Origin of the sequence: Dinoroseobacter sp. PD6 (genome assembly GCF_028807315.1) — a bacterium.
GTDB classification, from domain to species: Bacteria; Pseudomonadota; Alphaproteobacteria; order Rhodobacterales; family Rhodobacteraceae; genus Dinoroseobacter; species Dinoroseobacter shibae.
Genome location: NZ_JARAMN010000001.1, coordinates 386,936 through 412,434, shown reverse-complemented (window position 1 = coordinate 412,434; position 25,499 = coordinate 386,936). Strand labels below are relative to the sequence as shown.

The 25,499-nt window shown below is 66.9% G+C and carries 29 protein-coding genes; 10 read left to right on the top strand and 19 right to left on the bottom strand.

The features are described 5' to 3' along the window. A complete protein-coding gene (gene zwf / locus PVW48_RS01880; protein ID WP_274580032.1) occupies positions 1-1,455 on the bottom strand; it encodes a glucose-6-phosphate dehydrogenase in 1,455 nt (484 codons plus the stop codon). A gap of 242 nt (positions 1,456-1,697) precedes the next feature. Here zwf and PVW48_RS01875 point away from each other — a divergent pair, with 242 nt between their 5' ends. Next, complete coding sequence (locus PVW48_RS01875; protein ID WP_274580030.1) at positions 1,698-2,642, top strand: radical SAM protein; 945 nt, start codon at positions 1,698-1,700, stop codon at positions 2,640-2,642. Between the two features lie 10 nt (positions 2,643-2,652). On the opposite strand, the gene PVW48_RS01870 is transcribed toward PVW48_RS01875, so the two are convergent. From PVW48_RS01870 to PVW48_RS01845, 6 genes are all read right to left on the bottom strand, one after another. Further along, positions 2,653-3,429: a transglutaminase-like domain-containing protein gene (locus tag PVW48_RS01870; protein WP_274580027.1), complete on the bottom strand. Its 777-nt coding sequence runs from the start codon at positions 3,427-3,429 to the stop codon at positions 2,653-2,655. A gap of 128 nt (positions 3,430-3,557) precedes the next feature. Continuing rightward, the gene (locus tag PVW48_RS01865; protein ID WP_012178359.1) at positions 3,558-4,154 is read right to left on the bottom strand and encodes an HNH endonuclease; all 597 of its coding nucleotides are present in this window, start codon (positions 4,152-4,154) and stop codon (positions 3,558-3,560) included. Positions 4,155-4,343: 189 nt separating this feature from the next. Next, the gene (locus tag PVW48_RS01860) at positions 4,344-5,015 is read right to left on the bottom strand and encodes an alpha/beta hydrolase (RefSeq protein ID WP_274580026.1); all 672 of its coding nucleotides are present in this window, start codon (positions 5,013-5,015) and stop codon (positions 4,344-4,346) included. After that, entirely contained in the window at positions 5,012-5,644 is a 633-nt protein-coding gene (locus PVW48_RS01855) for a DNA-3-methyladenine glycosylase family protein (protein ID WP_274580025.1), read from the bottom strand. The genes PVW48_RS01860 and PVW48_RS01855 overlap by 4 nt, the downstream gene beginning before the upstream one ends. Next, a complete protein-coding gene (locus PVW48_RS01850; protein WP_274580024.1) occupies positions 5,626-6,372 on the bottom strand; it encodes a cobalt-precorrin-6A reductase in 747 nt (248 codons plus the stop codon). Before PVW48_RS01850 ends, PVW48_RS01855 begins: the two co-directional genes overlap by 19 nt. Continuing rightward, positions 6,369-7,418 carry a cobalt-precorrin-5B (C(1))-methyltransferase gene (locus tag PVW48_RS01845; protein ID WP_274580022.1) on the bottom strand — a complete coding sequence of 350 codons (1,050 nt, stop codon included), beginning with the start codon at positions 7,416-7,418 and terminating at the stop codon, positions 6,369-6,371. The genes PVW48_RS01850 and PVW48_RS01845 overlap by 4 nt, the downstream gene beginning before the upstream one ends. 97 nt (positions 7,419-7,515) lie before the next feature. Between PVW48_RS01845 and cobA the strand changes: the two genes are divergently transcribed. The 3 genes from cobA to PVW48_RS01830 all read left to right on the top strand — a co-directional run bounded on the left by cobA (position 7,516) and on the right by PVW48_RS01830 (position 10,941). Continuing rightward, positions 7,516-8,361 (top strand): uroporphyrinogen-III C-methyltransferase, encoded by an 846-nt coding sequence (gene cobA / locus PVW48_RS01840; RefSeq protein ID WP_274580021.1) that lies wholly within the window; start codon positions 7,516-7,518, stop codon positions 8,359-8,361. Beyond that, a complete protein-coding gene (locus tag PVW48_RS01835) occupies positions 8,358-9,653 on the top strand; it encodes a cobyrinate a,c-diamide synthase (protein ID WP_274580020.1) in 1,296 nt (431 codons plus the stop codon). The genes cobA and PVW48_RS01835 overlap by 4 nt, the downstream gene beginning before the upstream one ends. Before the next feature lie 61 nt (positions 9,654-9,714). Beyond that, complete coding sequence (locus tag PVW48_RS01830; RefSeq protein ID WP_274580018.1) at positions 9,715-10,941, top strand: MFS transporter; 1,227 nt, start codon at positions 9,715-9,717, stop codon at positions 10,939-10,941. Between the two features lie 69 nt (positions 10,942-11,010). Here the strand turns inward: PVW48_RS01830 and PVW48_RS01825 are convergent, their stop codons facing one another. The 4 genes from PVW48_RS01825 to PVW48_RS01810 form a co-directional block, all read right to left on the bottom strand. Further along, on the bottom strand, positions 11,011-11,781 hold the full coding sequence (locus PVW48_RS01825) for a squalene/phytoene synthase family protein (protein WP_274580016.1): 771 nt from the start codon (positions 11,779-11,781) through the stop codon (positions 11,011-11,013). Then, positions 11,778-13,418: a citramalate synthase gene (gene cimA / locus PVW48_RS01820; RefSeq protein ID WP_274580015.1), complete on the bottom strand. Its 1,641-nt coding sequence runs from the start codon at positions 13,416-13,418 to the stop codon at positions 11,778-11,780. Before cimA ends, PVW48_RS01825 begins: the two co-directional genes overlap by 4 nt. 198 nt (positions 13,419-13,616) lie before the next feature. Beyond that, on the bottom strand, positions 13,617-15,029 hold the full coding sequence (gene cysS / locus PVW48_RS01815) for a cysteine--tRNA ligase (RefSeq protein ID WP_274580013.1): 1,413 nt from the start codon (positions 15,027-15,029) through the stop codon (positions 13,617-13,619). A gap of 232 nt (positions 15,030-15,261) precedes the next feature. After that, positions 15,262-15,858 carry an outer membrane protein gene (locus PVW48_RS01810; RefSeq protein WP_012178371.1) on the bottom strand — a complete coding sequence of 199 codons (597 nt, stop codon included), beginning with the start codon at positions 15,856-15,858 and terminating at the stop codon, positions 15,262-15,264. 305 nt (positions 15,859-16,163) lie between these two features. Here PVW48_RS01810 and PVW48_RS01805 point away from each other — a divergent pair, with 305 nt between their 5' ends. Further along, complete coding sequence (locus PVW48_RS01805) at positions 16,164-16,919, top strand: SDR family NAD(P)-dependent oxidoreductase (RefSeq protein WP_274580010.1); 756 nt, start codon at positions 16,164-16,166, stop codon at positions 16,917-16,919. 10 nt (positions 16,920-16,929) lie between these two features. Here PVW48_RS01805 and PVW48_RS01800 read toward each other — a convergent pair whose 3' ends face one another. From PVW48_RS01800 to PVW48_RS01790, 3 genes are read right to left on the bottom strand one after another with little or no spacing between them, the layout of a single operon-like run. Further along, complete coding sequence (locus PVW48_RS01800; RefSeq protein ID WP_044028565.1) at positions 16,930-17,727, bottom strand: metal ABC transporter permease; 798 nt, start codon at positions 17,725-17,727, stop codon at positions 16,930-16,932. Continuing rightward, positions 17,727-18,476 (bottom strand): metal ABC transporter ATP-binding protein, encoded by a 750-nt coding sequence (locus tag PVW48_RS01795; RefSeq protein WP_274580009.1) that lies wholly within the window; start codon positions 18,474-18,476, stop codon positions 17,727-17,729. Before PVW48_RS01795 ends, PVW48_RS01800 begins: the two co-directional genes overlap by 1 nt. Further along, complete coding sequence (locus PVW48_RS01790) at positions 18,473-18,970, bottom strand: transcriptional repressor (protein WP_012178375.1); 498 nt, start codon at positions 18,968-18,970, stop codon at positions 18,473-18,475. Before PVW48_RS01790 ends, PVW48_RS01795 begins: the two co-directional genes overlap by 4 nt. Before the next feature lie 77 nt (positions 18,971-19,047). Between PVW48_RS01790 and PVW48_RS01785 the strand changes: the two genes are divergently transcribed. Further along, positions 19,048-20,124, top strand: coding sequence for a zinc ABC transporter substrate-binding protein (locus PVW48_RS01785; RefSeq protein WP_274580008.1), 1,077 nt, complete (start codon positions 19,048-19,050; stop codon positions 20,122-20,124). 28 nt (positions 20,125-20,152) lie between these two features. Continuing rightward, positions 20,153-20,491 (top strand): DUF6525 family protein, encoded by a 339-nt coding sequence (locus PVW48_RS01780; RefSeq protein WP_012178377.1) that lies wholly within the window; start codon positions 20,153-20,155, stop codon positions 20,489-20,491. Here PVW48_RS01780 and msrB read toward each other — a convergent pair. Then, on the bottom strand, positions 20,457-20,846 hold the full coding sequence (gene msrB, locus PVW48_RS01775) for a peptide-methionine (R)-S-oxide reductase MsrB (RefSeq protein ID WP_044027701.1): 390 nt from the start codon (positions 20,844-20,846) through the stop codon (positions 20,457-20,459). The two genes, PVW48_RS01780 and msrB, sit on opposite strands and share 35 nt — an antisense overlap. A gap of 119 nt (positions 20,847-20,965) precedes the next feature. Between msrB and PVW48_RS01770 the strand changes: the two genes are divergently transcribed. From PVW48_RS01770 to PVW48_RS01760, 3 genes are all read left to right on the top strand, one after another. Beyond that, complete coding sequence (locus tag PVW48_RS01770; protein WP_274580007.1) at positions 20,966-21,706, top strand: GNAT family N-acetyltransferase; 741 nt, start codon at positions 20,966-20,968, stop codon at positions 21,704-21,706. 6 nt (positions 21,707-21,712) lie between these two features. After that, positions 21,713-22,492, top strand: coding sequence for an NERD domain-containing protein (locus PVW48_RS20100; RefSeq protein WP_274580005.1), 780 nt, complete (start codon positions 21,713-21,715; stop codon positions 22,490-22,492). A 199-nt stretch (positions 22,493-22,691) separates the two neighbouring features. Further along, a complete protein-coding gene (locus PVW48_RS01760) occupies positions 22,692-22,835 on the top strand; it encodes a hypothetical protein (protein WP_274580003.1) in 144 nt (47 codons plus the stop codon). Between the two features lie 37 nt (positions 22,836-22,872). Here the strand turns inward: PVW48_RS01760 and PVW48_RS01755 are convergent, their stop codons facing one another. The 4 genes from PVW48_RS01755 to PVW48_RS01740 form a co-directional block, all read right to left on the bottom strand. Continuing rightward, on the bottom strand, positions 22,873-24,309 hold the full coding sequence (locus PVW48_RS01755; RefSeq protein ID WP_274580002.1) for a mechanosensitive ion channel family protein: 1,437 nt from the start codon (positions 24,307-24,309) through the stop codon (positions 22,873-22,875). Between the two features lie 278 nt (positions 24,310-24,587). Then, positions 24,588-24,950, bottom strand: a complete 363-nt coding sequence (gene grxD / locus PVW48_RS01750) for a Grx4 family monothiol glutaredoxin (protein WP_012178382.1) — start codon at positions 24,948-24,950, stop codon at positions 24,588-24,590. Continuing rightward, the gene (locus tag PVW48_RS01745) at positions 24,943-25,209 is read right to left on the bottom strand and encodes a hypothetical protein (protein WP_012178383.1); all 267 of its coding nucleotides are present in this window, start codon (positions 25,207-25,209) and stop codon (positions 24,943-24,945) included. Before PVW48_RS01745 ends, grxD begins: the two co-directional genes overlap by 8 nt. After that, the gene (locus tag PVW48_RS01740) at positions 25,209-25,442 is read right to left on the bottom strand and encodes a BolA/IbaG family iron-sulfur metabolism protein (RefSeq protein ID WP_012178384.1); all 234 of its coding nucleotides are present in this window, start codon (positions 25,440-25,442) and stop codon (positions 25,209-25,211) included. The genes PVW48_RS01745 and PVW48_RS01740 overlap by 1 nt, the downstream gene beginning before the upstream one ends. Positions 25,443-25,499: the final 57 nt, after the last annotated feature.

Here is a 25,499-nt window from a genome sequence, read left to right as displayed (position 1 = left end):
TCAGGCTTCGAGATCGCGCCAGCGGCGGCCGTCCCGGTGCAAGAGCATCAGGCTGTCTTCCGGCCCGTTCGTGCCCGGATGATAGGCCTGCGGCTTGTCGCGCCGCGCTTCCCAACCAGCAATGAGCGGATCGGTCCAGGCCCAGGCGGCCTCCACCTCGTCCCCGCGCATGAACAATGTCTGATTGCCCCGCACCACATCCATGATAAGCCGCTCATAGGCATCCGGCATCTGATTTCCGCTCTCGCCCAGAGCCTCGGCGAAACTCATGTCGAGCGGCACGTCGATCAAACGCATCCCCCCCGGGCCCGGTTCCTTGATCGTCACCTGCAAGGTCATGCCCTCGTCGGGCTGCAGCCGGATCGTCAGGATGTTTGCACTGCGCCCCGCGTCGTCGCCAAAGATCGAATGCGGCGGCTCCTTGAAAACCACCACGATCTCGGACATGCGCGCGCGCAACCGCTTGCCTGTGCGTAGATAAAACGGCGTGCCGTTCCAGCGCCAGTTGGCCACATGCACCTTCAGCGCGATGAAGCTCTCGGTCGTGCTCCTGGGGTCGCCTACCTCTTCGAGATAACTCGGCCCGTCCTCACCCGCCCGGTATTGGCCGCGCACGATATCCTCGGGCGCCACCGGATCGAGCGCCCGGATAACCTTCAGCTTCTCGTCGCGCACCGCATCCGGGTCGAACTTGCTCGGCGGTTCCATGGCGATCAGGCACAACAGCTGCATCAGGTGATTCTGCACCATGTCCCGCATCGCCCCGGACTTGTCGTAATACTCGCCACGCCCGCCCACGCCCACGGTCTCGGCCACGGTGACCTGGATGTGATCGACGAATTGCGCGTTCCACAACGGCTCGAACAGCACGTTGCCGAACCGCACCGCCATCAGGTTCTGCACCGTTTCCTTGCCGAGATAATGATCGATGCGGTAAATCTGTTCTTCCGTAAAATACTCCGCCAGGCCGCGGTTGAGCTGGCGCGCACTCTCCAGGTCACGGCCGAAGGGCTTCTCGACAACGATTCGCGAGGCCTCCGTCGCGATGCCATGCCCGTGCAACCTCTCGGCCAGGTCACCGAACAGCGCAGGTGCCACCGAGAAGTAGAACGCCTGCACCACATCCGGCCGCATCAGGCCTGCCAACTCCGTCCAGCCGCCATCCCCGCGCGCGTCGATCGCCACATATGACAGCATCGCCAGAAACGCCTCGACCTGCCCGCCATCCTTGCAGGAGTTCGGCGCGAATTCCTGCAACGCTTCGCGCGTGAACGCCCGGTAGCCCTCGGCATCCATTTCGGACCGCGCCGCCCCGACGATGCGCGCTTCGCGCGGGATCTGCCCGGCGAGGTAGCGGTGGAACAACCCCGGCAGGATCTTGCGTCGCGCCAGGTCACCCGTGCCACCGAAAATCACCAGGTCGAAATCCTCGACCGGAATAACACGTGCCACCATTCCAACACCTCCAGCTGGTCTGTTGAGGGCCGGGGCTCTCGGCGACCTCAGTCTCTCGCATGACGCCTGTCCGGGACCAACCCAGATCGTTAGCGCTAACGGCGCCTGTTTAGAAAGCAAACGGCCCACTGTCCAGCACGTTAAGCGCCGCACGCACAATCACAACAGCGTCACTTCCGCCCGCCCGGGTTTTCTCAGGCGCGCGCAGCGACTATTCCTGCGGCAACACAACGGAGACTTCGATGAAAGACCTCGCGGCCAATGCCGGCAAATTCCAGGACCCGTTCGTCACTGCGACCGGAGAAACCCGCGCCTCCGTCGCGCTGACCAACCCGCAAACCCTTTGGTTCAACACCGGCACGCTCTGCAATATCGAATGCGCGAACTGTTATATCGAAAGTTCGCCGACCAATGACCGGCTGGTCTACATCACCGCCGCCGAGGTGACCGACTATCTAGACCAGCTCGAAGACCGCAACTGGGGCGTGCGCGAGATCGCGTTTACCGGCGGCGAGCCGTTCATGAATCCCGAGATGATCGAAATGACCGAGGCCGCGCTGGCCCGCGGCTACGAGGTGCTGATTCTCACCAACGCCATGTTGCCGATGATGCGCAAAACCATGCGCGAAGGCCTCTTGCGGCTGCATGCGGCCTATGGCGACAAGCTGACCCTGCGGATCAGCGTCGATCACTGGTCCGAGAAACTCCATGACGAGGAACGCGGCAAGGGCAGCTTCGCCAAGACCTTGCAGGGCATGGCCTGGCTGCGCGACAACGGTATCCGGATGGCGGTCGCGGGCCGAACGGTCTGGGGCGATACCGATGCCGAAAGCCGCGAAGGCTATGCCCGCCTCTATGCCGAGCACGGGTTTCAGATCGACGCCTTCAACCCGGGCGAGACCGTGCTCTTTCCAGAAATGGACGAACGCGCCGAGGTGCCCGAAATCACCACCGCCTGCTGGAGGATCCTGAACAAATCTCCCGATGACGTCATGTGCGCCTCGTCCCGCATGGTGGTCAAACGCCGCGGCGCAGACAAACCGGCCGTGCTCGCCTGCACCCTCCTGCCCTACAGCCCGGAATTCGAACTGGGCGAAACCCTGGCCGAGGCCGAGGGCGCGGTGCAGCTCAACCATCCCCATTGCGCCAAGTTCTGCGTGCTGGGCGGGGCGAGCTGTTCGGCCTGACAGCCTGCGCTCAGGCGGCCGTCACGGTGACCGATTGCGAGATCAGCATCGCGGGGCCCTCGGTTTCCATGAAGGCCACATCGCAGGCATCGCGCCCCACCGCGATCACCGCCATCTCATCGGGCGCGCACATGCCCGTGGCGTCCACCAGCCGCCAGGCGCCGTCGAGCCAGACCTCCGCCACCGCGTGAAAATCCGGCGGCGTCACCCCGCTCCCGTAGACCGACGCGTAACGCGCCGGAATGCCCGCCGCCCGGCAGAGCGCGCAGACCATATGCACGTAGTCCCGGCACACACCCTGTCGGTCCACGAAGGTCTCCATCACCGTGGTCTCGGAATTGGACGCGGTGGGGACGTAGATCATCTCCTCCGCAATCCACTCCAGGATGGCCGCCACCTTGGCGCCGCCCTGCATATCCCCGAACCGCCGATCGACGAATGTCGCAAACTTGTCAGACTGGCAGAAACGCGACGGGCGCAGGAAGCTCAGCGTCTCGCCCGGCAGATCATGCATCGGCGTATGGGCCAGCGGGGCAAGCTCCACCTTAGGTCGCGTCACCTCGACCTGGGCGGTGTAGCCAAGCCACATCTGAGGATAGCTGATCCGCGCCCAGGTGCGCTGGCCGATCCCCTCGGCCCCCTGCACCCGCGACACTCGCGCGTGATCGATGTCGAGCGCACTGCGCAGGATGCGCTGCCCCGGAAACTCCGCCAACTCCAGTGTCAGCAGCACCGTGCCCGACGGATCGAGATCGTAACTCATTTGCACGTCGATCTTGAGCTTCACGGCACTCTCCAGTTTTTCGAGGGTTCATCGGGAAAAGGGCGTGACCCGCCCCCGACCTTGCGGCCCGTGTGGACATTAGCCGACAGGGGCGCAAGGCCCCGCACCGGGTCAGGACAGCAACGCCGTGCTCAGGCTTCCAGTTCCGCGTCCCAATAGAGGAAATCCATCCAACTCTCGTGCAGGTAGTTGGGCGGAAACTTCCGCCCCATGTTGCGTAGCTGCTCAGCCGCCGGCTGGCGCGGGGTCTGGCGCAGGCTCATGCCCGAGGCCCGCAGGGATTTCGACCCTTTCTTGAGGTTGCACCGCGAACAGGCCGCCACCACGTTTTCCCAACTCGTCACGCCCCCGGAGGCGCGCGGCACCACGTGGTCGAAAGTCAGATCGCCCTTGTCGCCGCAATACTGGCAACAGAATTGATCCCTCAGGAAAAGATTGAAGCGCGTGAAGGCCACGCGCTTCTGGGGTTTGACGTAATCTTTCAGGACTACCACCGACGGGATTTTGATCTCCGTGGTGGGACTGCGCACCACGTCGTCGTATTCCGCAAGGATAGTCACCCGCTCCAGAAAAGCCGCCTTGACAGCTTCCTGCCAGGTCCAGAGCGAAAGGGGATAGTACGACAAGGGTCGGTAATCGGCATTCAGCACCAGCGCAGGATTGTGACGCAGGCTCTGCGGGTCTCGCACGAAACTCGTTCGGAACTCGCGCTCTACCAGATCACTCATGGGACTCCGTCTCCGCCTCGTCTATCCGCCTGCCGGACCAAGGCGGGGACACCCCGCCCCGTTCACTTTCCATGACTATATATGGCGTTCGCCACCTGACAAGCCCCGTAGATACGGTGGCTCGGTCGCAGGGCTACGCGGCAGATGTGACAGGGGCGTGACGCTGAAAAACCGGGCAGAGGCGCGGGGTCAGTCCGTCTCCAGCCGGAGCTTGTCGCGCATGAAGGCCAACGCCACCGACAACCCGTCCGGCGCGATGCCATGGGCCGTCCCCTTGGAGATATGGGCATATACCTCGAACCCCGCGGCGGTCAGGGCATTGGCCGCCTCCGGCAAGGATGCGGGCGGCACCACATCGTCCTGATCCCCGTGGATCAGCAGCACCGGCATCTTGACCTTCACCTCATCCTCCAGCCGCTCTGGCCCAAGCAGCCGCCCGGAAAAGCCCACCACACCCGCCACCGCCTCATCCCGGCGCGGCGCCACATGCAGGCTCATCATCGTCCCTTGCGAGAATCCCAAAAGCATGAGGTTTTCAGGGCTTATCCCCTCTTCCTCAAGTACCGTGTCAAGAAACGCATTCAGGTCGTCGACTGCCCGTTCCATCGCCACGGTCGCCTCTTCCTCCGAGGATCCATCGAGCCAGGGGATCGGAAACCACTGATAACCCATGGGGTTGTTCACACACCGCTCCGGCGCGTTCGGGGCGAGAAAGGCGGTGTCCGGCATGTGCGGCGACAGCGGGTCAGCCAGCCCCAGCAAGTCGTTGCCGTCGGCCCCGTAGCCATGGAGCAGCACGACCACCCGCTTCGCTGTTCCCTGCGCCGGGCCCTTGCGACCATGTTCCAGAATGCGCGTCATCGGATGCCCTCTCGGTTCTTTGCCACATGGTAGTAGGCCCAGAGCCCCCGCGCCGCAACCGCCCGCCAGGGTGCCCAGGGCGCGGCCATCTCGCGCAGGGCCTTCTCGGTGGGTCGCTCGGGCAGGGCGAAAAGCAGACGCGCCGATTCTTGCAAGGCCAGGTCCGCTGGCGCGAACACATCCGCCCGCCCGAGCGAGAACATGGCGTAGATCTCCGCGGTCCAGCGCCCGATCCCCGGGACCGCCACCAGCGTGGTGATGACCTCCTCCGTGGGGGCCGCGCGCAGATCGCGAAACGGGATCCGCGCCTCGGCCAGCGCCTTGGCATAGCGGATCTTCTGCCGCGACAGTCCACAGGCGCGCAGCTCTTGCTCGGTCGCCCAGATCACCTTGCGCGGCCCGGTCAGGCGCGCCTCCTTCAGCCGCCCCCAGATCGCATTGGCCGCCGCCACCGAAACCTGCTGGCTGACAATGGCCGAGAGCAGCGCCTCGAACCCATCCGGCCTGCGCCGCAGGGGCAGCGGCCCGGTCTCGGTAAAGGCCGCAGCGAATCGCGGCTCCACCCGGGCCAGGTGCGCGCTGCCCTCGGTCAGGCACTCGGGCGTCTCGATCAGGCGTCCGACGGACATGACGCACCCTCCACCCAGGCCAGGGCCGCGGCCACCGTCTCCACCTGCGGCAATTCCGACAGGTCGGGCCGGTCGATCATCACCACCCGGATCCCCAGCGCCCGCGCCGCGTCCAGCTTGGACCGGCTCGCCGCCCCGCCCGCATCCTTGACCACCAAGACCGTCACCCCAAGGCGCCGGAAGAGCGCAAGCTCATCCTCGACTGGAAAGGGCGGGCGCGCCACGAGGAATTCGCCGTTCTCGAAGGGGAACGCCTCCTCCGGCGGGTCGATCTGGCGGCACCAGCAATAGGCCGCCTCCATTTGCGCGAAATCCGTCAAAGTCTGCCGCCCCGTGGCCAGAAACACCCGGTCGCGCGGTCCCGGCACACGCGCCGCCGCCGCCGTGTCGGGCACCCGGTACCAGCGGTCGCCCGCAACCGCCGTCCATCCGGGCCGCCGCAGCATCAGATACGGTACGACACATTCGGCCGCGACCCGGGCGGAACGGCGCGACATCTCGGCGGCAAACGGGTGCGTTGCGTCCAGAATCCGGCCAATCTCGGCCTCGCGCAGGTACCGCGCGAACCCGTCCGCCCCGCCGAAGCCCCCGATCCGCGTCGGCATTCCGTCGCGCTCCGGCGCGCGGGTCCGCCCGGCCAGCGACAGCACTCCGTCCACACGGCCCGCCAGTGCCTGCGCGATCTCGCGCGCCTCCGCCGTCCCGCCAAGCAGCAAGAGCCGGCTCATGACGCCCGCCCCATGATCTGCCCCGCCCGGTCGATCACGACCGTATCGACCTCCGTCTCGGGCCCCACCATCCGGCGCAACTGCGCCAGTGCGCGGGTCGCCACATGCTCCGCCAGCGGCGGTCCGCACCGCTCAAGCGCCTCCAGCGCCGTGTTGCAGCCCGCGATCTCCGCCGCGCCGAAGCTGTCGGCAAGGGCCGCGAAATCCACCTGCGAGCGCTTGGAATGCAGGTCCACCGCCCCCTGCGCCAGCTTGGTCATCTTGCCGATCCCGCCCCCCACGGTCAGCCGCGGCACCGGGTGGCGGCGCAGGTATTTCACCATCCCGCCCACGAAATCGCCCATGTCCAGCATCGCATGATCCGGCAACCCGTAGAGCCGCTGTACCGTCGCCTCCGAAGTCGCGCCCGTGGTGCCCGCCACATGGGCGACCCCCTCGGCGCGCGCCACGTCGATGCCCCGGTGGATCGACGCGATCCAGGCCGCGCAGGAAAATGGCCGCACCACGCCCGTGGTCCCCAGGATCGACAGGCCGCCCTTGATGCCCAGACGCGGGTTCCAGGTCTTGGCGGCCAATTCGGCGCCCCCGGGGATCGACACGGTGATTGTCACATCCGGCGCAAGGCCATGGGCGGTGGCGAGCGCTTCGACCTCCGCCACCATCATCGCCCGCGGCACCGGGTTGATCGCAGGCTCGCCCACACCGATCGGCAATCCCGCCTTGGTCACGTGGCCCACGCCGTCCCCGGCGACAAACCGCACCCCGCCCTCCGAGGCCGCAACCCGCGCGATCACCAGCGCCCCGTGGGTCACGTCCGGATCATCGCCCGCATCCTTGGTGATCCCCGCCTCGGCCCAGCCCGGCCCGGACGCTTGGTGCGCCAGCGTAAAGACCGGCGTCTCCCCCTTCGGCAACGTGATCTGCACCTCGCGCGGAAACGCTCCATCCCAGAGCGCGCTCAGCGCCGCCTTGGTGGCCGCCGTCGCACAGGCCCCCGTGGTCCAGCCGCGGCGCAGGTCTCGGTCAAGGTCGGGCTTGCGTGTCATCGGCGCGACTATACGCCCGGGCGCGGGCGGCGCAAATCACCTCTCTTGCGGCGCATGGCCCCTTTGCGCGCCGGAAACCCTGCGTCATAACAGCCACATGAGCGACTCCCCCTTCTCCTCCCTGCCGCAGATGTCCCCGGGCTGGGTCTGGCTTTGCGGCGCGGGGCCCGGCGATCCGGGCCTGCTGACGCTGCATGCGGTCAATGCCCTGCGCCAGGCGGACGTGATCGTCTACGACGCCCTTGTCGACGACAGGGTGCTCGACTGGGCCAACCCGCAGGCGGAGAAGGTCTATGCCGGCAAGCGTGGCGGCAAGCCCTCCGCCAAGCAGCGCGACATCTCCCTGCGTCTGATCGCACTGGCCCGCGAGGGCCGCCGGGTGCTGCGGCTCAAGGGCGGCGATCCGTTCGTCTTCGGCCGCGGCGGCGAAGAGGCCCAGACCCTCGTGCAGCACGGCATCCCGATCCGCATCATCCCAGGCATCTCCGCCGGGATCGGAGGGCTGGCCTATGCGGGCGTACCGGTGACCCACCGGGACGTGAACCAATCCGTCACCTTCGTGACCGGCCACGACCAGAGCGGCGCGACGCCGTCCACTCTCGACTGGGAGGGCATCGCCCGCGGCAGCCAGGTCATCGTGATCTACATGGGCATGAAGCATATCGCCCGCATCGCCGAGGCCCTGATCGCGGGCGGCCGCGCCCCGGACGAACCGGTGGCCGTGGTCACCTCCGCCGCGACCGACGCCCAGCAGGTGCTTGAGACGACCCTCGGCACCGCCGCTGCGGATATCGCCCGCGCGGGCCTCGCCCCGCCCGCGATCATCTGCGTCGGACGCGCGGTCCTGATGCGCCAGGTCCTCGACTGGCAGTCAATGGCCACCGGCGCCGCGCCGCGCGACCTCGACCCCCTCGGCCGGGGCCGCCCGGCGGAGGCCGGGTGAGCGCCCCGCGCGGGCGCGGGCTGCTCCTTGCCGCCCCTGCGTCGGGCGCTGGCAAGACCACCGTCACCCTCGGCATCCTGGCTGCGCTGAGCGCGCGCGGGCTGGCCGTGCGGGGGGCGAAATCCGGCCCGGACTATATCGACCCGCAGTTTCACGCCGCTGCCACCGGGCAGGACTGTCTCAATCTCGACCCTTGGGCGATGACGCCCGACATGCTGCGCCACTTGGCCAGCGGGCCCGACCTGCTGATCGTCGAAGGGGCGATGGGGCTCTTCGACGGGGCGGCGGACGGCTCCGGTGCCAGCGCGGATCTCGCCCGCCATCTCGGCCTGCCGGTGGTGCTGATCGTGGATGCCGCGCGCATGGCCCAGTCCATCGCTCCACTGGTGGCCGGGTTCGCCCACCACGACCCGGATGTAACCGTGGCCGGGGTGATCCTGAACCGCGTCGGCTCGCCCCGACACACCGACATGCTGCGCACAGCCCTCGCACCCCTCGGCATTCCCGTGCTCGGCGCCGTGCCCCGCCGTGCGGATCTCGCAACGCCATCGCGCCATCTCGGGCTCGTGCAGGCGACCGAGCGCGCGGATCTCGACGCCTTCCTCGCCCGCGCCGGGGCCCAGATCGGCGCGACGGTGGATCTCGATGCGCTGACCGCCTGCGCCCGCCCCCTGCCCGACGGCCCCACCGTTCCGACCGCCTTGCCGCCGCCGGGCCAGCGGATCGCGGTGGCCCGAGACGCCGCCTTCGGCTTCGCCTACCCGCATATGCTGCAAGCCTGGCGCGCCGCGGGGGCGGAGGTTCTGCCCTTCTCCCCGCTGGCCGACGACCCCGCACCCGAAGACGCCGACGCGATCTTCCTGCCCGGCGGCTACCCGGAGCTGCACGCGGGCAAGCTCGCCGCCGCGACCATTTTCCTCGACAGCCTGCGCCGCGCGGCCGGACGCGACACCCTGATCTACGGCGAATGCGGCGGCTACATGGTGCTGGGCGATGGCCTCGTCGATGCCGACGGCATACGCCACCGCATGGCCGGACTGCTGACGCTCGAGACCTCGTTCGCTCACCGCAAACTGCACCTGGGCTACCGCACCCTACGGCCCCTCGGCGGCCCCTTCTCCGGCCCGTTCCGCGGACATGAGTTCCACTACGCCGCCACCCTGCGCGCCGAGGGGCCGCCGCTCTTCGCTGCCGCGGATGCCACCGGCGTGCCCCTGGGCGAGACCGGCCTGTGGCGCGGATCGGTCTGCGGCAGCTTCGCCCACATCGTCGCCCCAGACAGCGCCCCATGATCCCGCCGACGCGACCGAATAGCCGCTTCCCCCGCCGCCCCGAAGCCGCTAGCAACCGTTCATGAGCACGATCACCGACCCCGCCCAGACCGACGACCGCCGCGCCAGGCGCAATGTCGCCGTTCTGGTCGCAGCCCAAGCCTTCCTCGGCAGCCAGATCACCATGATCTTCGTGATCGGCGGGCTGGCGGGTCAGATGCTCAGCCCCCATCCCTGCCTCGCAACCCTGCCGATCTCGCTGATCGTGGCGGGATCCATGGCCACAGCCCCGTGGCTCTCGGGCGTGATGCAGCGGCACGGGCGTCGCACCGGCTTCGTGATCGGCGCCATGGGCGGCGCGCTCGGCAGCATCATCGGAGCAATCGGGCTCGCCACGGGGAGCTTCTATGTCTTCCTGCTCGGCTCCTTCCTGACCGGCAGCTACATGAGCGCCCAGGGCTTTTACCGTTTCGCCGCCGCCGACAGCGCGAGCGAGACTTTCCGGCCCAAGGCGATCTCCTACGTAATGGCCGGCGGACTGATCTCGGCCCTGATCGGGCCGCAACTGGTGAAGGTTACCACCGACCTCTTCGTGGTGCCGTTTCTCGGCACCTACCTGGTCGCACTGGCGATCAACCTGATCGGCGTTGGCCTCTTCTTCTTTCTCGACCTGCCCAAGCCCGCGCCCGTGCCCAAGGGAGTCGAGGGCGGTCGCAGCCGCCGCGAGATGCTGCGCGACCCGGTCATCCTGACCGCGGTGGTCTGCGGGATGGTCGCCTATGCGCTGATGAACCTGGTGATGACCTCGACCCCGCTGGCAGTGGTCGGTTGCGGCTTCACCACGGGCAACGCGGCGGATGTCGTCAGCCTGCACGTGATCGCCATGTTCGCGCCGAGTTTCTTCACCGGCCACCTGATCAACCGCTTCGGCGTGGAGCGGATCGTGGCCCTCGGCCTGCTGATCCTCGGGCTGGCGGGGGTTGTGGCGCTCTCGGGTGTGGCCTTGGGGAATTTCTTCGTGGCGCTGGCGCTTCTCGGGCTCGGCTGGAACTTCGGCTTCATAGGGGCCACAACCATGCTGGCCTCCGCCCACAGCACGGCCGAACGCGGCCGGATCCAGGGGCTGAACGACGCGCTGGTCTTTGGCTGCGTGACCCTCGCCTCGCTCGCATCGGGGGGACTGATGAACTGCTCCGGCGGCGACGTGGTCGCGGGCTGGAACGCGGTGAACCTGGCCATGGTGCCGCTGCTGGCGCTGGCTGGGGCCACCCTGATCTGGCTTGTGCTGAAACCCAAGCCCGCGCTCTGAGCACCCCCGCGGCAGCCAAGGATTTTAAGCAAAATCCTTGGCAAAACTTTTTGATGAAAGTTTTGCGCGCTACCACCGCCCCGTGGCGCTGACCCACGCAAGCCGCGCGCGCTTGGCGAACTCCGACAAGCCCAGACCGCCCGCTGCCACCAGACCCGGCGCCTTGGCCGCCTGCCGCAAGATCGTCTCCGCCTGCCAGCCCGCAAGCAGCGCCGGTCTCGCCGCAACCGGGACCATCCCTCGCGCACCGCGGGCCTCCGCCAGCCGCGCCAGGCCGCGCCGCGCCAACTCCGCCACCGCCTCCGCCCGCCCGTCGACCAGCGGAATGCGCCCCCGCGCCCCCAGGTCCGGCACCGCCTGCAGATACCGCGCCAGCGCCGCCGCCCAACCCTGCCCGCGCAGCACAGCCTCCGCCGCCGCCTCGGCACCAAGGGCCCGCCCCGCGGCCCAGACCAACCCGGCACCGGTCTCCTCCAGATAGGCGTCGAACGCCGCCTGATCCTCGAACGGATCGCGGTAAACCTCCCACCGCCGCGCCGCCACCAGCCGGTCCAGCACCGCTGCCGCTTCGGCGTCCAGCACCTCCGCCAGCGGTGTCGCCACTTCGTGGGACCGTACCTTCGCGCCGCTCCGGATCTCCTCCAGAACGTCGCGCCACCATTGCAGCCGCATCTCCGCGATCATCGGCTCTTCGGTCAGCCAGGGCGCGCGGCTCACCTCGATGTTGAACGCATAGAGCGGAAACAGTACCCGGCGCGCCGGCACCGGGGCGGCCATGGTCGCGAGAAACCGGTCCGGATCACCGCGCTCCACCAGCCCCGCGCAGGCCTCGAGGCTCATTCGGCGGCCAGCGCGATGCGGGGCGCACCGTCGCGGATCAGCTTCCACTGGATCGCCTCGACCAGCGCCTCGAAGCTTGCATCCACGATGTTGGCCGACACACCAACGGTGGACCAGCGCCGCCCCTGCCCGTCCTCGCTGTCGATCAGAACACGGGTCACCGCCTCGGTGCCGCCATTGGTGATCCGCACCTTGAAATCCACCAGCCGCAGGTCCTCGATATAGGGCGTATAGGGCCCCAGATCCTTGCCGAGCGCCTTGGCCAGCGCGTTCACCGGCCCCCGGTCGCAGCCGGTCTCGTCCATGGACTCCGACACCGACAGCATCTTCTCATCCCCGATCTTCAGGACCACCACCGCCTCCGAGAGGCTGACCATCCGGTCGTACTTGTTCTTGCGCCGCTCCACCGTCACCCTGTAGCGCTTGACCTCGAAGAACTCCGGCAGCCCCTCCAGATGCCGCCGCGCGAGCAGTTCAAACGACGCCTGCGCACTGTCGAAAGAGTATCCCATATCCTCCCGCCGCTTTACCTCGTCCAGAAGCGCCCCGAGCCGCGCATCCCCCTTCTGCACGGCGATCCCCGCATCGGCCAGACGCTTGCGCAGGTTCGACTGCCCGGCCTGGTTCGACATCGGAATGACCCGCGCATTGCCCACCGCCTCCGGCGGGATATGCTCGTAAGTGCTGGGGTCCTTCAGGATCGCCGAGGCATGCAGGCCCGCCTTGTGCGCAAAGGCCGACGCGCCCACATAGGGCGCGCTCTTGGTCGGAACCCGGTTGAGAATATCGTCCAGCGTCCGCGACACCCGCACCAGGTCCCGCAGCGCTGCGGCACTTACCCCGGTCTCGAACCGGCTGGCATACGGCTCCTTCAGCAGCAAGGTCGGGATCAGCGTCACCAGATTGGCATTGCCGCACCGCTCGCCCAGCCCGTTCAGCGTGCCCTGCACCTGCCGCGCGCCCGCGTCGATCGCGGCCAGTGCATTGGCCACCGCGTTGCCGGTGTCGTTATGGGTGTGAATGCCCAGATGATTGCCGGGGATCCCCGCCGCGATCACCTCCGCCGTGATCCGGCCCACCTCCGCCGGGAGCCGCCCGCCATTTGTGTCGCAGAGAACGACCCAACGCGCCCCGGCCTCCAGCGCGGCCTGCAACGTCTCCACCGCATAGCCCGGGTTCGCGAGATAGCCGTCGAAGAAATGCTCCGCGTCAAAAATAGCCTCGCGCCCCTGCGCCACCAGATGGGCGACCGAGCGCGCGATGTTCTCGGTATTCTCTTTCAGCGAAATCCCAAGCGCACGGGTCACGTGGTACTCATGCGACTTGCCCACAAGGCACACGGCCTGCGTGCCCGCATTCAGCACCGCAGCCAGCACATCGTCATTCTCCGCTGAGAACCCGGCGCGCTTGGTCATGCCGAAGGCCGCAAACCGCGCATGATCAAAGGTCGGCGCAGAAGCAAAAAACTCGCTATCCGTCGGGTTCGCCCCGGGCCAGCCGCCCTCGATAAAGTCGATCCCCAACGCATCCAGCGCCGCCGCGATCTGCTGCTTCTCGGGGGTCGAGAACTGCACGCCCTGGGTCTGCTGCCCGTCGCGCAAGGTGGTGTCGTAGAGGTAGAGGCGTTCCTTAGACATGAGCACCTCCTTTGATGACCTCGACCAAGCTACCAACCCTTTCCCGCCCTGGGCACGAACAGCCCTCGACCGCCCTCCCCGGCAAAACGATCCTCCCCGGGCCGCTTGCGGTCCGGTTCGCACCCGACCCGCCCCCCAGGGCGGGGGCGAAATCGCCCCCATCCTCGGGCCGGGCGCGAACCTCCTCTATCGCGCTGGTCATAGGAGAACCTTCAAACACTTCGGATCAAAGTCTCTTGGCACCTTCGCGACAGGTCCGTCCCTGAAATTCGAAATTTTCAGTCCTACAGCCTCTAGCTTCGCTTTCAAGTCATCGGCTGCTTCATAGTTTTTTTCCATACGCAGCTTTTGCCACTTCCTAAGAAACGGCGTAATTTCATCTACGTACAGCGGAGTATCACCTTCCGCCGCCGTACCAGTCAGTGTTACATGAAAATCGCGAAACCAGTTGACCTTTTCGGCTTCCGGAAACCCGAGGAAAGTGAGAGCCCACTTCAATTGCTCCGCGGTACCCCTGCGCGCGATTTCATGGAGCCGCGCAATAGCAGCCGGCGAATTTAGGTCATCGCAGAGCACTTCAAGCAACTCTTGATCGACACGCTTCATTGCTCGAACGCCATCCGTCAGATTGTACCAACCGGCCAGTGTTTTCTTTGCTTCCTCCGCCTTTTTCTCCGTCCAGTCCATCGGCTTGGAATAATGCGTGCCAAGAAACACGAACCGGATCACCTCCCCGGGCACACCCTGGTCCAGCAGATCCCGCACGGTGAAGAAATTGCCCAAGGACTTGGACATCTTCTTGCCCTCTACCTGCAGCATCTCGTTATGCATCCAGACCTTCGCAAAGCCCCCCTCGGGATGGGCGCAGCAGCTCTGCGCAATCTCGTTCTCGTGGTGCGGGAATTGCAGATCATTCCCGCCGCCATGAATGTCGAAACTCTCCCCCAAAAGCTCATGGCTCATGGCCGAGCACTCGATATGCCAGCCCGGCCGCCCGCGGCCCCAGGGGCTGTCCCAGCCCGGCAGCCCCGCCTCCGACGGTTTCCACAGCACGAAATCCATCGGGTCGCGCTTGTAGGGCGCCACCTCCACCCGCGCGCCCGCGATCATGTCGTCCACCGACCGCCCCGACAGCGCGCCATAGGCGCCGTAGCTGCGCACATCGAACAACACATGGCCCTCGGCCACATAGGCATGGCCGCGCGCGATCAGCGTCTCGATCATCGCCACCATCTGCGGGATATACTCGGTTGCCCGCGGCACATGGGTCGGCGGCAACGTCCCCAGCGCCGCCATATCCTCCAAGTACCAGCCCGTGGTCTCGTCGGTGATCTCCCGGATCGAGCGCCCGGTCTCGGCGGCGCGCGCGTTGATCTTGTCGTCCACATCCGTGATGTTGCGCACATAGGTCACATGCTCGGGCCCATAGACCTCGCGCAGCACCCGGAACAGCATGTCGAACACCACCGCCGGGCGCGCATTGCCCAGATGCGCCCGGTCATAAACCGTCGGCCCGCAGACATACATCCGCACGTTGTCGGGGTCGATCGGGGTGAAGACCTCTTTCCGGCGGGTCTTCGTGTTGGTCAGCTTGAGCTCGGTCGCAGTCATCACAGGTCCTTCGCGCGCAGCCCCAAAGGGTCCCCCCGGGCCTTATCAACTCATTCGCACAGTGGAAACAGATGACAACGGCCCGCCGAGAAACTCAGGCGGGGCAAATCGCGCAGATGCAGATATCCCGGGTCATGGCTCCGGTCATAGCCGGTCCCGCGCCCGGTTGCCAAGACGCAAAAAAGGGGCGGGCCCGACCGGACCCGCCCCAAATCGTCACAAGGCCTGCGGTTCAGAACCGGTAAGCCAGGCGCGCCTGCACCGTGGTGGCATCCACATCCACCCCGGAGCCGTCGAAATCGTCGAACTCGTGATAGAGCACTTCGCCCGCAAGGCTCAGGTTCTGGCTCAGCGGGTATTCCACCCCGGCCCCCGCGAACCAACCATCATCGCTGCCCAAGTTGTCGGTGCCCGCCCGCGCATAGCCGCCCGTCGCATAGATCAGGGACGGTCCTGCCTCGAAGCCGGCCCGCAGCTTCAGCCGCAGCACATCCTCCAGGCTCGCGGGCCCAAGGTCGATATCCGCGATGTCGTAATCGATCCCGGCGCCCAGAACGTAGGACCCGAAGTCATAATCGTAGCCCGCGATCAGGCCACCGATCAGACCGTCGCCATCGACGCCGGACGCATTCGTGCCGACGTCACCATACCCGATCTGCGCACCCACATAGCCGCCGGTCCAGTCCCGGCCGGAAACAACCACGGGGGCCGGCGCCATGGGGACCGGCTCCACCACCGGGTCCTCCAGGCTGCCCGCGAGGGACGGTGCCCCGAAAAGCGCCAGCGGAAGGGCCAGTGCGACAACGGGGGAAAACTTACTGCTCTTCATGGTGAACTCCTTGGTCTGAGTGGGCCCTTGCGGCCCTCACCGCTGCGTATGTGGGATTGCGTAGCTGCCGTTAAAGCCCCCGCGCGTTCACATCCGCATGGGTCCGCAGAATCGGCCAAAACCCGCTGGAAAGGGGCGTTTTTACGACCAACGAACGGCAACTTCCCGCGGAGTCCCACCAGCCCGATCACAGTGTCTTGAGCCACGCCGCACAGCGCGACGCCCGCGCCCTCGCGATCCCCTCTGGACACAGCCGTCCCGGGCGGGCAAGAAAATGAACAAGCGTTCAGAAATTAGGAGCCGCCATGCAGGTTTCAGATCACGCCATCCTCGTTACCGGCGGCGCCTCGGGCCTCGGCGAGGCCACTGTCCGCCACTTGCGCGCCAAGGGCGCGGCGGTCGCAGTGCTCGACCGGGATGCGACCCGCGGCCACCAGCTCGCCGCCGAAAGCGGCGCGCTCTTTTTCGAAACCGACGTCACCGACGATGTCAGCGCCGAGGCCGGCGTCACCGCCGCCGCCACAGCCCTGGGCCGGATCACCGCCTGCGTGACCTGCGCAGGAGTTGCGACCAGCGCCAAGACCCTGGGCCGCGACGGCCCCCACGGGCTCGACACCTTCCAGCGCACCATCGACATCAACCTGGTGGGCACCTTCAACATCGCTCGGCTCGCGGCGGCCGAAATGGCCCGCAACGCACCCGATGCGGACGGCGCGCGCGGGGTGATCGTCACCACGGCCTCCATCGCCGCCTTCGACGGCCAGAAAGGCCAGGCCGCCTATGCCGCCTCCAAGGCCGGGGTGACGGGCCTGTCCCTGCCCATGGCCCGCGATCTGGCCCGCGAGGGCATCCGCGTGATGTCCATCGCACCGGGCATCTTCCGCACGCCGATGCTGATCGGCCTCGGCGAAGAGATCATGGAGACGCTCGCCGCCGACGTGACCTTCCCAAAACGCCTCGGCGATCCGGTGGAATACGCCCGTCTCGTGGCCTTCATCCTGGAATGCGGCTACCTAAACGGCACGACCATCCGGCTCGACGGTGCGCTGCGCATGCCCTGAGCCCGCCCGCTCAGGCACCCCGCGCGCTGCGCCAGCCCGCGAGATTCAGCCCGGCAAAAAGCAGCGCGGCCACACAGACGATCGACGGCCCGGCAGGCGTGTCGAACACATAGGCCGCGCGCAACCCGGCCACCGCCGACAGCGCCCCGATGCCCGCCGCGATGGCCGCCATGGCCTCCGGCGTGCGCGCCAGCCCCCGGGCCGCCGCCGCCGGAATGATCAACATCGCCGCAATCAGCAACACGCCCACCACCTTGATCGCCACCGCCACCGTGATCGCCAGCGCCACCGTCAGCACCAGCTGTTCGCGCCGCGGATCGAGCCCGCTGGCATAGGCCAGCTCCTCGTTCAGGGTCGCCGTCAGCAGCGCCGCCCATCGCCACAGGATCAGTCCCACAACCAGGGCCGCGCCACCCCAGATCACCACCAGGTCCATCCGCGACACCGACAGGATATCACCGAACAGATACGCCATCAGGTCGATCCGCACCCCCGACAGGAACGACACCGCCACCAGCCCGAAGGCCAGCGCCGAATGGGCCATCACCCCCAGCAACGTGTCCATCGCATAGCCCCGCCCGGCCAGATACGTCACCGTCAGCGCCATGAGCAGCGCCACCAGAACCGCGCCTGCGAAAATCGACATCTGCAGCGCCAGCGACAGCGCCACGCCCAGAATCGCCGCATGGGCCGTGGCATCCCCGAAATAGGCCATCCGCCGCCACACCACGAAACAGCCCAGCGGGGCCGCGGCAAAGGCCACGCCGACCCCGGCCAGCGTCGCGCGGGTCATGAAATCGTCCAGCATCATTCCGCCGCCTCGTGACTGTGCGGATGGTCATGGTCATGGTCGTGATCGTGGTCATGGTCGTGCCGGTAGAGCGCCAGCGCGCCACCCGTCCCGGTCCCGAACAATGCCCGGTACTCCGGGGCCGAGGCGACCACCGCGGGCGCGCCTTCGCAGCACACATGCCCGTTGAGGCAGATCACCCGGTCCGACGCACTCATCACCACGTGCAACTCGTGGCTGATCATCAGCACGGCACAGCCGGTCTCGCGCCGCACCGTCTCGATCTGGCGATAGAACGCGGCCGAGCCGGGCTGGTCCAGCCCCTGCGTCGCCTCGTCCAGCAACAGCACCTCTGGCCGGTTGATCAGCGCCCGCGCCAGAAGCACCCGCTGGAACTGCCCGCCCGATAGCTGCGACATCTGCCGGCGCAGCAGGTCCGGCACGCCCGCGGCCTCCAGCGCCGCCTGGCAGGCCACTTTCGGCACCTTCTCGGGCAGGCGCATGAACCGCTCCACCGTGATCGGCAGGGTCGGATCGATATGCAGCTTCTGCGGCACATAGCCCAGCCGCAGCCCGGGCTTGAGCCGGATCTCCCCGCGCATCGGTTTCGCGGCACCGATGATCGCGCGCAGAAGGCTGGTCTTGCCCGACCCGTTGGGCCCGACGATGGTGACGATCTCGCCAGGCTCCAGGGTCAGGTCCACATGGCTCAGGACCGTGCGCGCCCCATAGGCCACGCTCAATCCGCGCACGGAAATCAGGCTCATGCGTCAGCCTTTTCGATGCAGGCCGGGCACAGGCCCTCCGCCTCCACCACGGTCTTCTCGATCTGGAACCCTGCCGCCTTCGCCGCCGCCCCCAGCGCCCCGCGCGAGGGCGGCGATTGCGCCTCCGCCACCGCGTCGCACAGCCTGCAGATCATGAAGGCGGGCGAATGCCGCTCGGTCGGATGGGCGCAGGCCACGAAGGCATTGAGCCGCTCGATCTTGTGCACGAACCCGTGCTCGGACAGGAAATCGAGCGCCCGGTACGCCACCGGCGGCTGGGAGCCGAACCCCGCCTCCCGCAGAAGATCGAGGATCGCATAAGCCCCAAGTGCCCGATGCTCGCGCAACAGCAACTCCAGCACCTTGCGCCGGACCGGCGTCAGACGCAGCCCTTCGGCAGCACAACGCGCCTCGGCCGCCGCAAGCGCCTGGCTGACGCAGGCACCGTGGTCGTGCTTCTCGAACCCGATCGGGGCCGCATTTTCCGCCGACATGCCCATGTCCTCGCTTGTCATGTTATTATATATCATATATCCCGCCGGTAACGTTATAAGATCACAAGGGGGCACCGATGTCCAGAAACCTGACCACTCTCTGCGTTGCAACCACCCTGCTTGGTGGCACCGCCCTGGCGGATGTGCCGACCGTGGCCACCGACATCGCGCCGGTCCACGCCCTCGTGGCCCGCGTCATGGACGGCGTCGGCACCCCCACCCTGATCCTGCCCCCCGGCGCCTCGCCCCATGAATACAGCCTGCGCCCGTCCGAGGCCGCCGCGTTGCAGGACGCCGACCTCGTGTTCTGGATGGGCGCGGACCTCGCCCCCTGGATGGAAGACGCCGTCGCGACCCTCGCCACCAACGCCCGTGTCACGACCCTGCTGGACGCCGAAGAGACCACCCTGCTGCCCTTCCGCGAGGGCGCCCTGTTCGAAGCCCACGATCATGATCATGGCGACGAGGAGCATGACCACGCGAGCCATGACCATGACCATGACCATGACCACGCGGAACATGATCACGCGCACGACCACGACCACGACCATGATCACACGCACGACTCTTCGGAAAAGGCCGCCAGCCACGATCACGCCCATGACGATCACGACCACGAAACCCACGCCGGCCACGACCACGGCGAACACGACCCCCATGCCTGGCTCTCGCCGCAGAACGCCGCGGCCTGGCTGACCCTGATCGCCACACAGCTCTCCACCGCCGACCCGGACAACGCCGCGACCTACTTCACCAACGCCACCGAGGGCCGCACCGAACTCGACGCCCTCTCGGCAGAGGTGGCAGAGATCCTCGCCCCCGCCCGCGGCGGCAGCTTCATCGTCTTCCACGATGCCTACCAGTATTTCGAAACCGCCTTTGACTTCCCCGCCTCCGGAGCGATCTCGCTCAGCGACGCTACCGATCCCAGCCCCGCCCGCATCGCCGAGATCCGCGACCGGGTCCGGGACGAGGGGATTACCTGCGTGCTGGCCGAGCCGCAATTCAACGCCGGGCTGGTGGACACCGTGCTCGACGGCACCGAGGCCAGAACCGGCGTGATCGACCCGATCGGGATCGACCTCACGCCCGGCCCCGACCTCTATCCGCAGCTGATCCGCAACATGGCTACGACCCTCGCGGGCTGCCTCTGATCCGACCCACCGCAGGGACTGCAAAGCCATGACCCGCAATCTCGGCCAGACCCACCTGCGCTGCCGCCGGCGGCGCGGGGATCCCATGGGCGACTACGACCGCCTGCCTGCGCATCTGCGCGCCTGGCTGGCGGGGGCCGCCCTGCCCTGGCGGCCCCGCTCGGTCCGCCGTGCCTATGCCAAGGCGCTGGCCCGCACCGGCGATCCGGACACGGCCTTGGCCGAACTGGACCGCCTGCAAGCCGTCCGCCTGGCCCAGGCCTCAACCGCCCCGGCTTCATCTGTGCAAAAATACTCCGGGGGAGTCGGGCATGCGACGGGGGCAGCGCCCCCTATTCCGGCTCGAAATTCAGCGCCACACCATTGATGCAATACCGCAATCCCGTGGGCTGCGGCCCGTCCGGAAAGACATGGCCGAGATGGGCGTCGCAGCGATTGCAATGCACCTCCGTGCGGGTCATGAACCAGCTCTTGTCCACGCTCTCGCCCACCATCTCCTCGTCCAGCGGCTGAAAGAACGACGGCCATCCCGTGCCGCTCTCGAACTTGTGGGCCTGGTCGAACAGCGGCGCATCGCAGCACACGCAGCGATAGGTGCCGGGGTCCTTGGGGAAATCCTCGTGGGTGCCCGCCCGCTCCGTGCCATGCTTGCGCGTCACCTTGTAGGCCAGATCGCTCAGCTGCGCCTTCCACTCTTCTTCGGATTTGACGACTTTTTCCATTTCGGTCTCCTGTGCCTGTCCGGGACCCGACCCCGCGTCTCGGCGGGGCACGAACATCATTGAAGGTCACGCCCATAGATATACTGTGCAGCCCAAGCGCCAAGACCCCGGAGGTGACGATGCCGCGATTGACCAAGGGCCGCTATGCCGCGCGCCTGGCCGAGAGCCCGGCCGACATCGCCGCCTGCCAGCGCCTGCGCGGGCTTGCCTTCCACGGCCCCGACGCGCCGCCGGACGCCGATGCCTTCGACGCGGCCTGCCTTCATGTGATGGTCACCGACATCGGCGACGGGGCGCTGGTGGGTTGTTTCCGCCTGCTGCCGCTGGCCACCGGAGCCGAGATCGCGCGCAGCTATTCCGCGCAGTTCTACGAGCTCTCCGCGCTCCGCGAGTTCGACAAACCGATGGTGGAGCTGGGCCGCTTTTGCCTGCATCCCGACCGCCACGACCCGGACATCCTGCGCGTGGCCTGGGGCGCGATGACCGCCTATGTGGACGCCCATGGGGTCGGCATGCTCTTCGGCTGCTCGTCCTTCCAGGGCACCGATGGCGAGCTTTACCGCGACGCCTTCGCCCTGCTCACCGAACGCCACCTGGCCCCCTCGCGCTGGCTGCCGCGGGTGAAATCGCCCCGGGTGTTTCCCTTCGCCCAGGGCCTGGCCCGGGTGAAGCCGGACCTCAAACGGGCGATGCGGGCCATGCCGCCGCTATTGCGGACCTACCTGCTCATGGGCGGCTGGGTCAGCGATCACGCCGTGGTCGACCGCGAGATGAACACGCTCCATGTCTTCACCGGGCTGGAGATCGGCGCCATCCCCCCCGCCCGCGCACGCCTCTTGCGCGCCACCGCGGCCGCTTAGGCGCCCATGCTGGGCTTTCTTCTGAAATCCCTCTTCTATGCAGGAAAGGCCGCGATAGACACACCCGAGCGGAAAGGCGCGCGCGGCGAACGCAAGGTGGCGGGCGCGCTTGCCCATGGGCTCGCGGCATCGGGCTACAAAACCCTGTCGGATCTGATTCTGCCCCTGGGCGACGCCACCACCCAGATAGACCATGTCGTCCTGTCACGCTTCGGGATATTCGTCATCGAAACCAAGAACATGTCCGGCTGGATCTTCGGAAGCGCCGATCAAGCCAGATGGACCCAGGTTCACAAACGCAGCAGGCAGAGCTTCCAGAACCCGCTGCGCCAGAACCATGCCCATGTCCTCGCCGTTCAGGGCGCGTTGGGCATCTCATCGGACCGCGTGCACAACCTCGTCGTCTTCACCGGAGAGGCGCAGCCAAAGACGCCCATGCCGGACACGGTCTGCTGGGGGCTGAGGGCGCTCGGCAAACCGATCGGGCGCTTCCAGACCCCGGTCCTGTCCGAAGCCGAAGTCGATCGACACCATGACACACTCCGGCGTCTCGACAGGGGCCCCGAGGCAAGAGACGCGCATATCGCCGCGAACAGGGCGCGCCACGCAACCCTCAAGACCGGGCCACGAAGGACCCGGCCCCCCGAGACGGGCGCAGCCGATACACCCAGCGCCTGCCCGCGCTGCGGCGCGGACATGGTCCAGCGCACCGCGCGCAAAACCGGAACCGCCTTCTGGGGGTGCCGGAGCTATCCCAAGTGCCGCGGGACGCGCCCGATCCGGTGACACCTTCCAAGAGCCATGCGCGCACGAGGTTGAGTTGCGGAACCGCGTTGTTCTTTCTGGCGTTCCCGCGCCCGGACAAAAACCCTCTGTCACTGTACAGTTTGGCGGCGACGTTACTCGCCCGGTCCCACCGACCTGCCCCCGATCTTGCCAAGCCCCGGCGTTTCACGACACACTGACCCGGGGAAGGGACGAGACGATGTGTTGGAGCGCATCTGCCTCCGTGGCCATGGTCGCCATCGGCGGTGCCGCGGTCTCCGCCACCGCCCTGCGGGGTGAGCCGAAGGCGATCTGGATCACGGTCGGGTTTTTCACGGTGATGGAGGGGCTGCAGGCCGCATAAGGCAGACACACCGACCCCGCACCGCGGACAGGCGCGCTCAGCCTGCGGCCGGCGCGGGCTCTGCGGCGTCGTCCGGACCCGGGTCGTCGCGCCCGGGACCGCGCCCGGTGGAGGTCTGCCGCGCCAAGGGCAGCCCATCGACCGCCGCCGGCAACGATTTCGGCGCCATGTAGAGATGCATGTCGGTCTGCGGGAACGGGATCGAGATGTCCTTGGCATCGAACGCCTCTTTCACCGCGCGCTGCAGGTCCCAATAAACCGCCCAGTAATCGGTGGTTTTGGTCCAGGGCCGCACGATGAAGTTCACGGCACTGTCGGCCAGTTCGTTCACGCGGATCACCGGGGCGGGATCCTTCAACACGAGGGGATGGCCCGAAACCACCTCCTCCAGAACGGCCTGGGCCTCCTGGATCGAATCGCCATAGCCGATGCCGAACACCATATCGACCCGGCGAGTATCGGACGCCGTGACGTTGGTGATGACATCGCCCCAGACCTTGGAGTTCGGGATCACGATGATTTGGTTGTCCGGCGTCACGATCTGGGTCGAGACGATAGAGACGTTCTTCACCGTCCCGCCAAGACCCGCGACATCGACATAATCCCCCTCATCGAAGGGACGGTTGATCATGATCATCACGCCCGCCGCCAGGTTGCTCAGGGTCTCCTGCATGGCAAAGGCCAGGATGAAGGCACCACCGCCGAACAGCGCGAAGAGCGGCGTGATGTCCACACCCAGCGAAGACAGGACCACCATCAACCCCACCGCAATGGTCAGCCAATAGACAATCGTCGCCAAGAACGCCTGCAACAGCTTGGACAAGTTCGGTAACTTCCGGAACATCCGCCGGGCATACCCCCGCACGATGCGGGCCACGAGCAGCAGCGCGAATATCGCGCCGCCGATCACCGCGATGCGGATCGCCAATTGCACGCCGCCATCGCGCGCAACCGCCCAGCTCAACGCGCCTTCGGCCAGCGTCCGCCAATCCGCCTCCTGCTTTTCCTGAACGACGATGGAGGATCGATAGGCCCGGTAGGTTTCCACCGTCGCCGGGTCCCCGCCCTTGCGCGCCAGATTGCTCACGACTTCCGAGAAGCGATCGAACCCGGCATTGCGTGTCTCCGTCAACGCGACAACGCGGGCCCGGGCGGCCTCCTGCTCCTGCGTCGGCAGACGCTCCAGCGCGAGCGATTCATCGACCACCGCCTGGGTTTGTCCGGCCACGATCCCCTGCCACGCAGCGGCAAGCTCCGTAAGCTGATCGACCGTCAGCGGCAGCAGCCGCAGGCGCAGCTCCTCGATTTCGAGTGTCGGATCGTCGAGACCCGCAGGATAGGCCGGCGCGGTGTCCTCGGGCGGCGCGGCCTCGGGATCCGCTTGTGCCGACACCTCCGCCGGGGCGGGGTCGGCGGACTGGGCGAACGCCCCGCCGACCGACACCACGACCAGAACAGCCAGCGCAAGCATCATGCAGCCAAAGCGTTTCCGAAAACTCATAATCCTGACGCGCGCGGCCATGGCACCTACCCCTTCACTTTTCCGCGGCCCAGCTACACGCACACCGGTGGGGAGACAACCCAACACACCCCGCACCACCTGCAGAACGCTTCGATCCTGCCTCCTCCCGGCAAAAACCGCCATGCGGCGCCCAACCGCCCTCCCCGCCCCCGACGAAGAGCGCGCCGAGACCGGCAAAGAAAAAAGCGCCCCCGGGCCGGAGGCGCTTTCAAAGTCTCGGCAAAGCCGGCTCAGGCGTTGGCTTCGCGGATCTTGTCGGCGGCTTCCTTGTTGTAGGACACGGCGTTGGTCTCGAACATCTGGTCCAGTTCGCCCGACAGGGTCATCTCGGTGATGATATCGCAGCCGCCGACGAACTCGCCCTTGACGTAAAGCTGCGGGATGGTCGGCCAGTCGGAATAGTCCTTGATCCCCTGCCGGATTTCCTCGTCCGCCAGCACGTTCACATCCGTGTATTCGACCCCCATGAAATTCAGAACCCCGGCCACCCGGCTCGAGAATCCGCATTGCGGCATTGTCTTGGTGCCCTTCATGAACAGAACGACATCGTTCTTGGTCACGGTCTCCTTGATACGCTCGTTTGCGTCACTCATGGTCTTTTCCTTTGGCATGATGAGGCACGAAGGATCGTGCATATTCCTGCGGGTCCTTCGGGACCCGGATTATGGAAGAGTGGCCGCCGCCCGGCCCGCCGGAGTGGTAATTCGCCTCGATCTCGGTATAGCCCTCGCCCGGGGCGGTGCCCCGCTCCTGCGGGAACCGCTTTTCGTACCATACCACCCAGACCGCACGCGCCAGAAGCACCGCAAGCAGCGCCCCCGAGAGCAGCACGATGGGCGTGGTCCAGGCCATCAGGGCGCCTTCGTGGTCAGCGCCAGCGCGTGCAACTCGCCCGCGGGCCCGTCCATCTTGCCCTTGAGCGCCGCATAGACCGCGCGCTGCTGCTGCACCCGGTTCTTGCCGCGAAAGCTCTCGTCGACGACCATCGCGGACATGTGCACCCCGTCATCCCCTTCGACGACGATCTGGGCGTTGGGGAAACTCTCGCGCAGAAGCGCTTCGATTTCATCGGCCTGCATCGGCATGGGCGAATTCCTGATTATTCCGTATGGGTATAGTAAGCCTCCCGCCCCGGTGCTGCA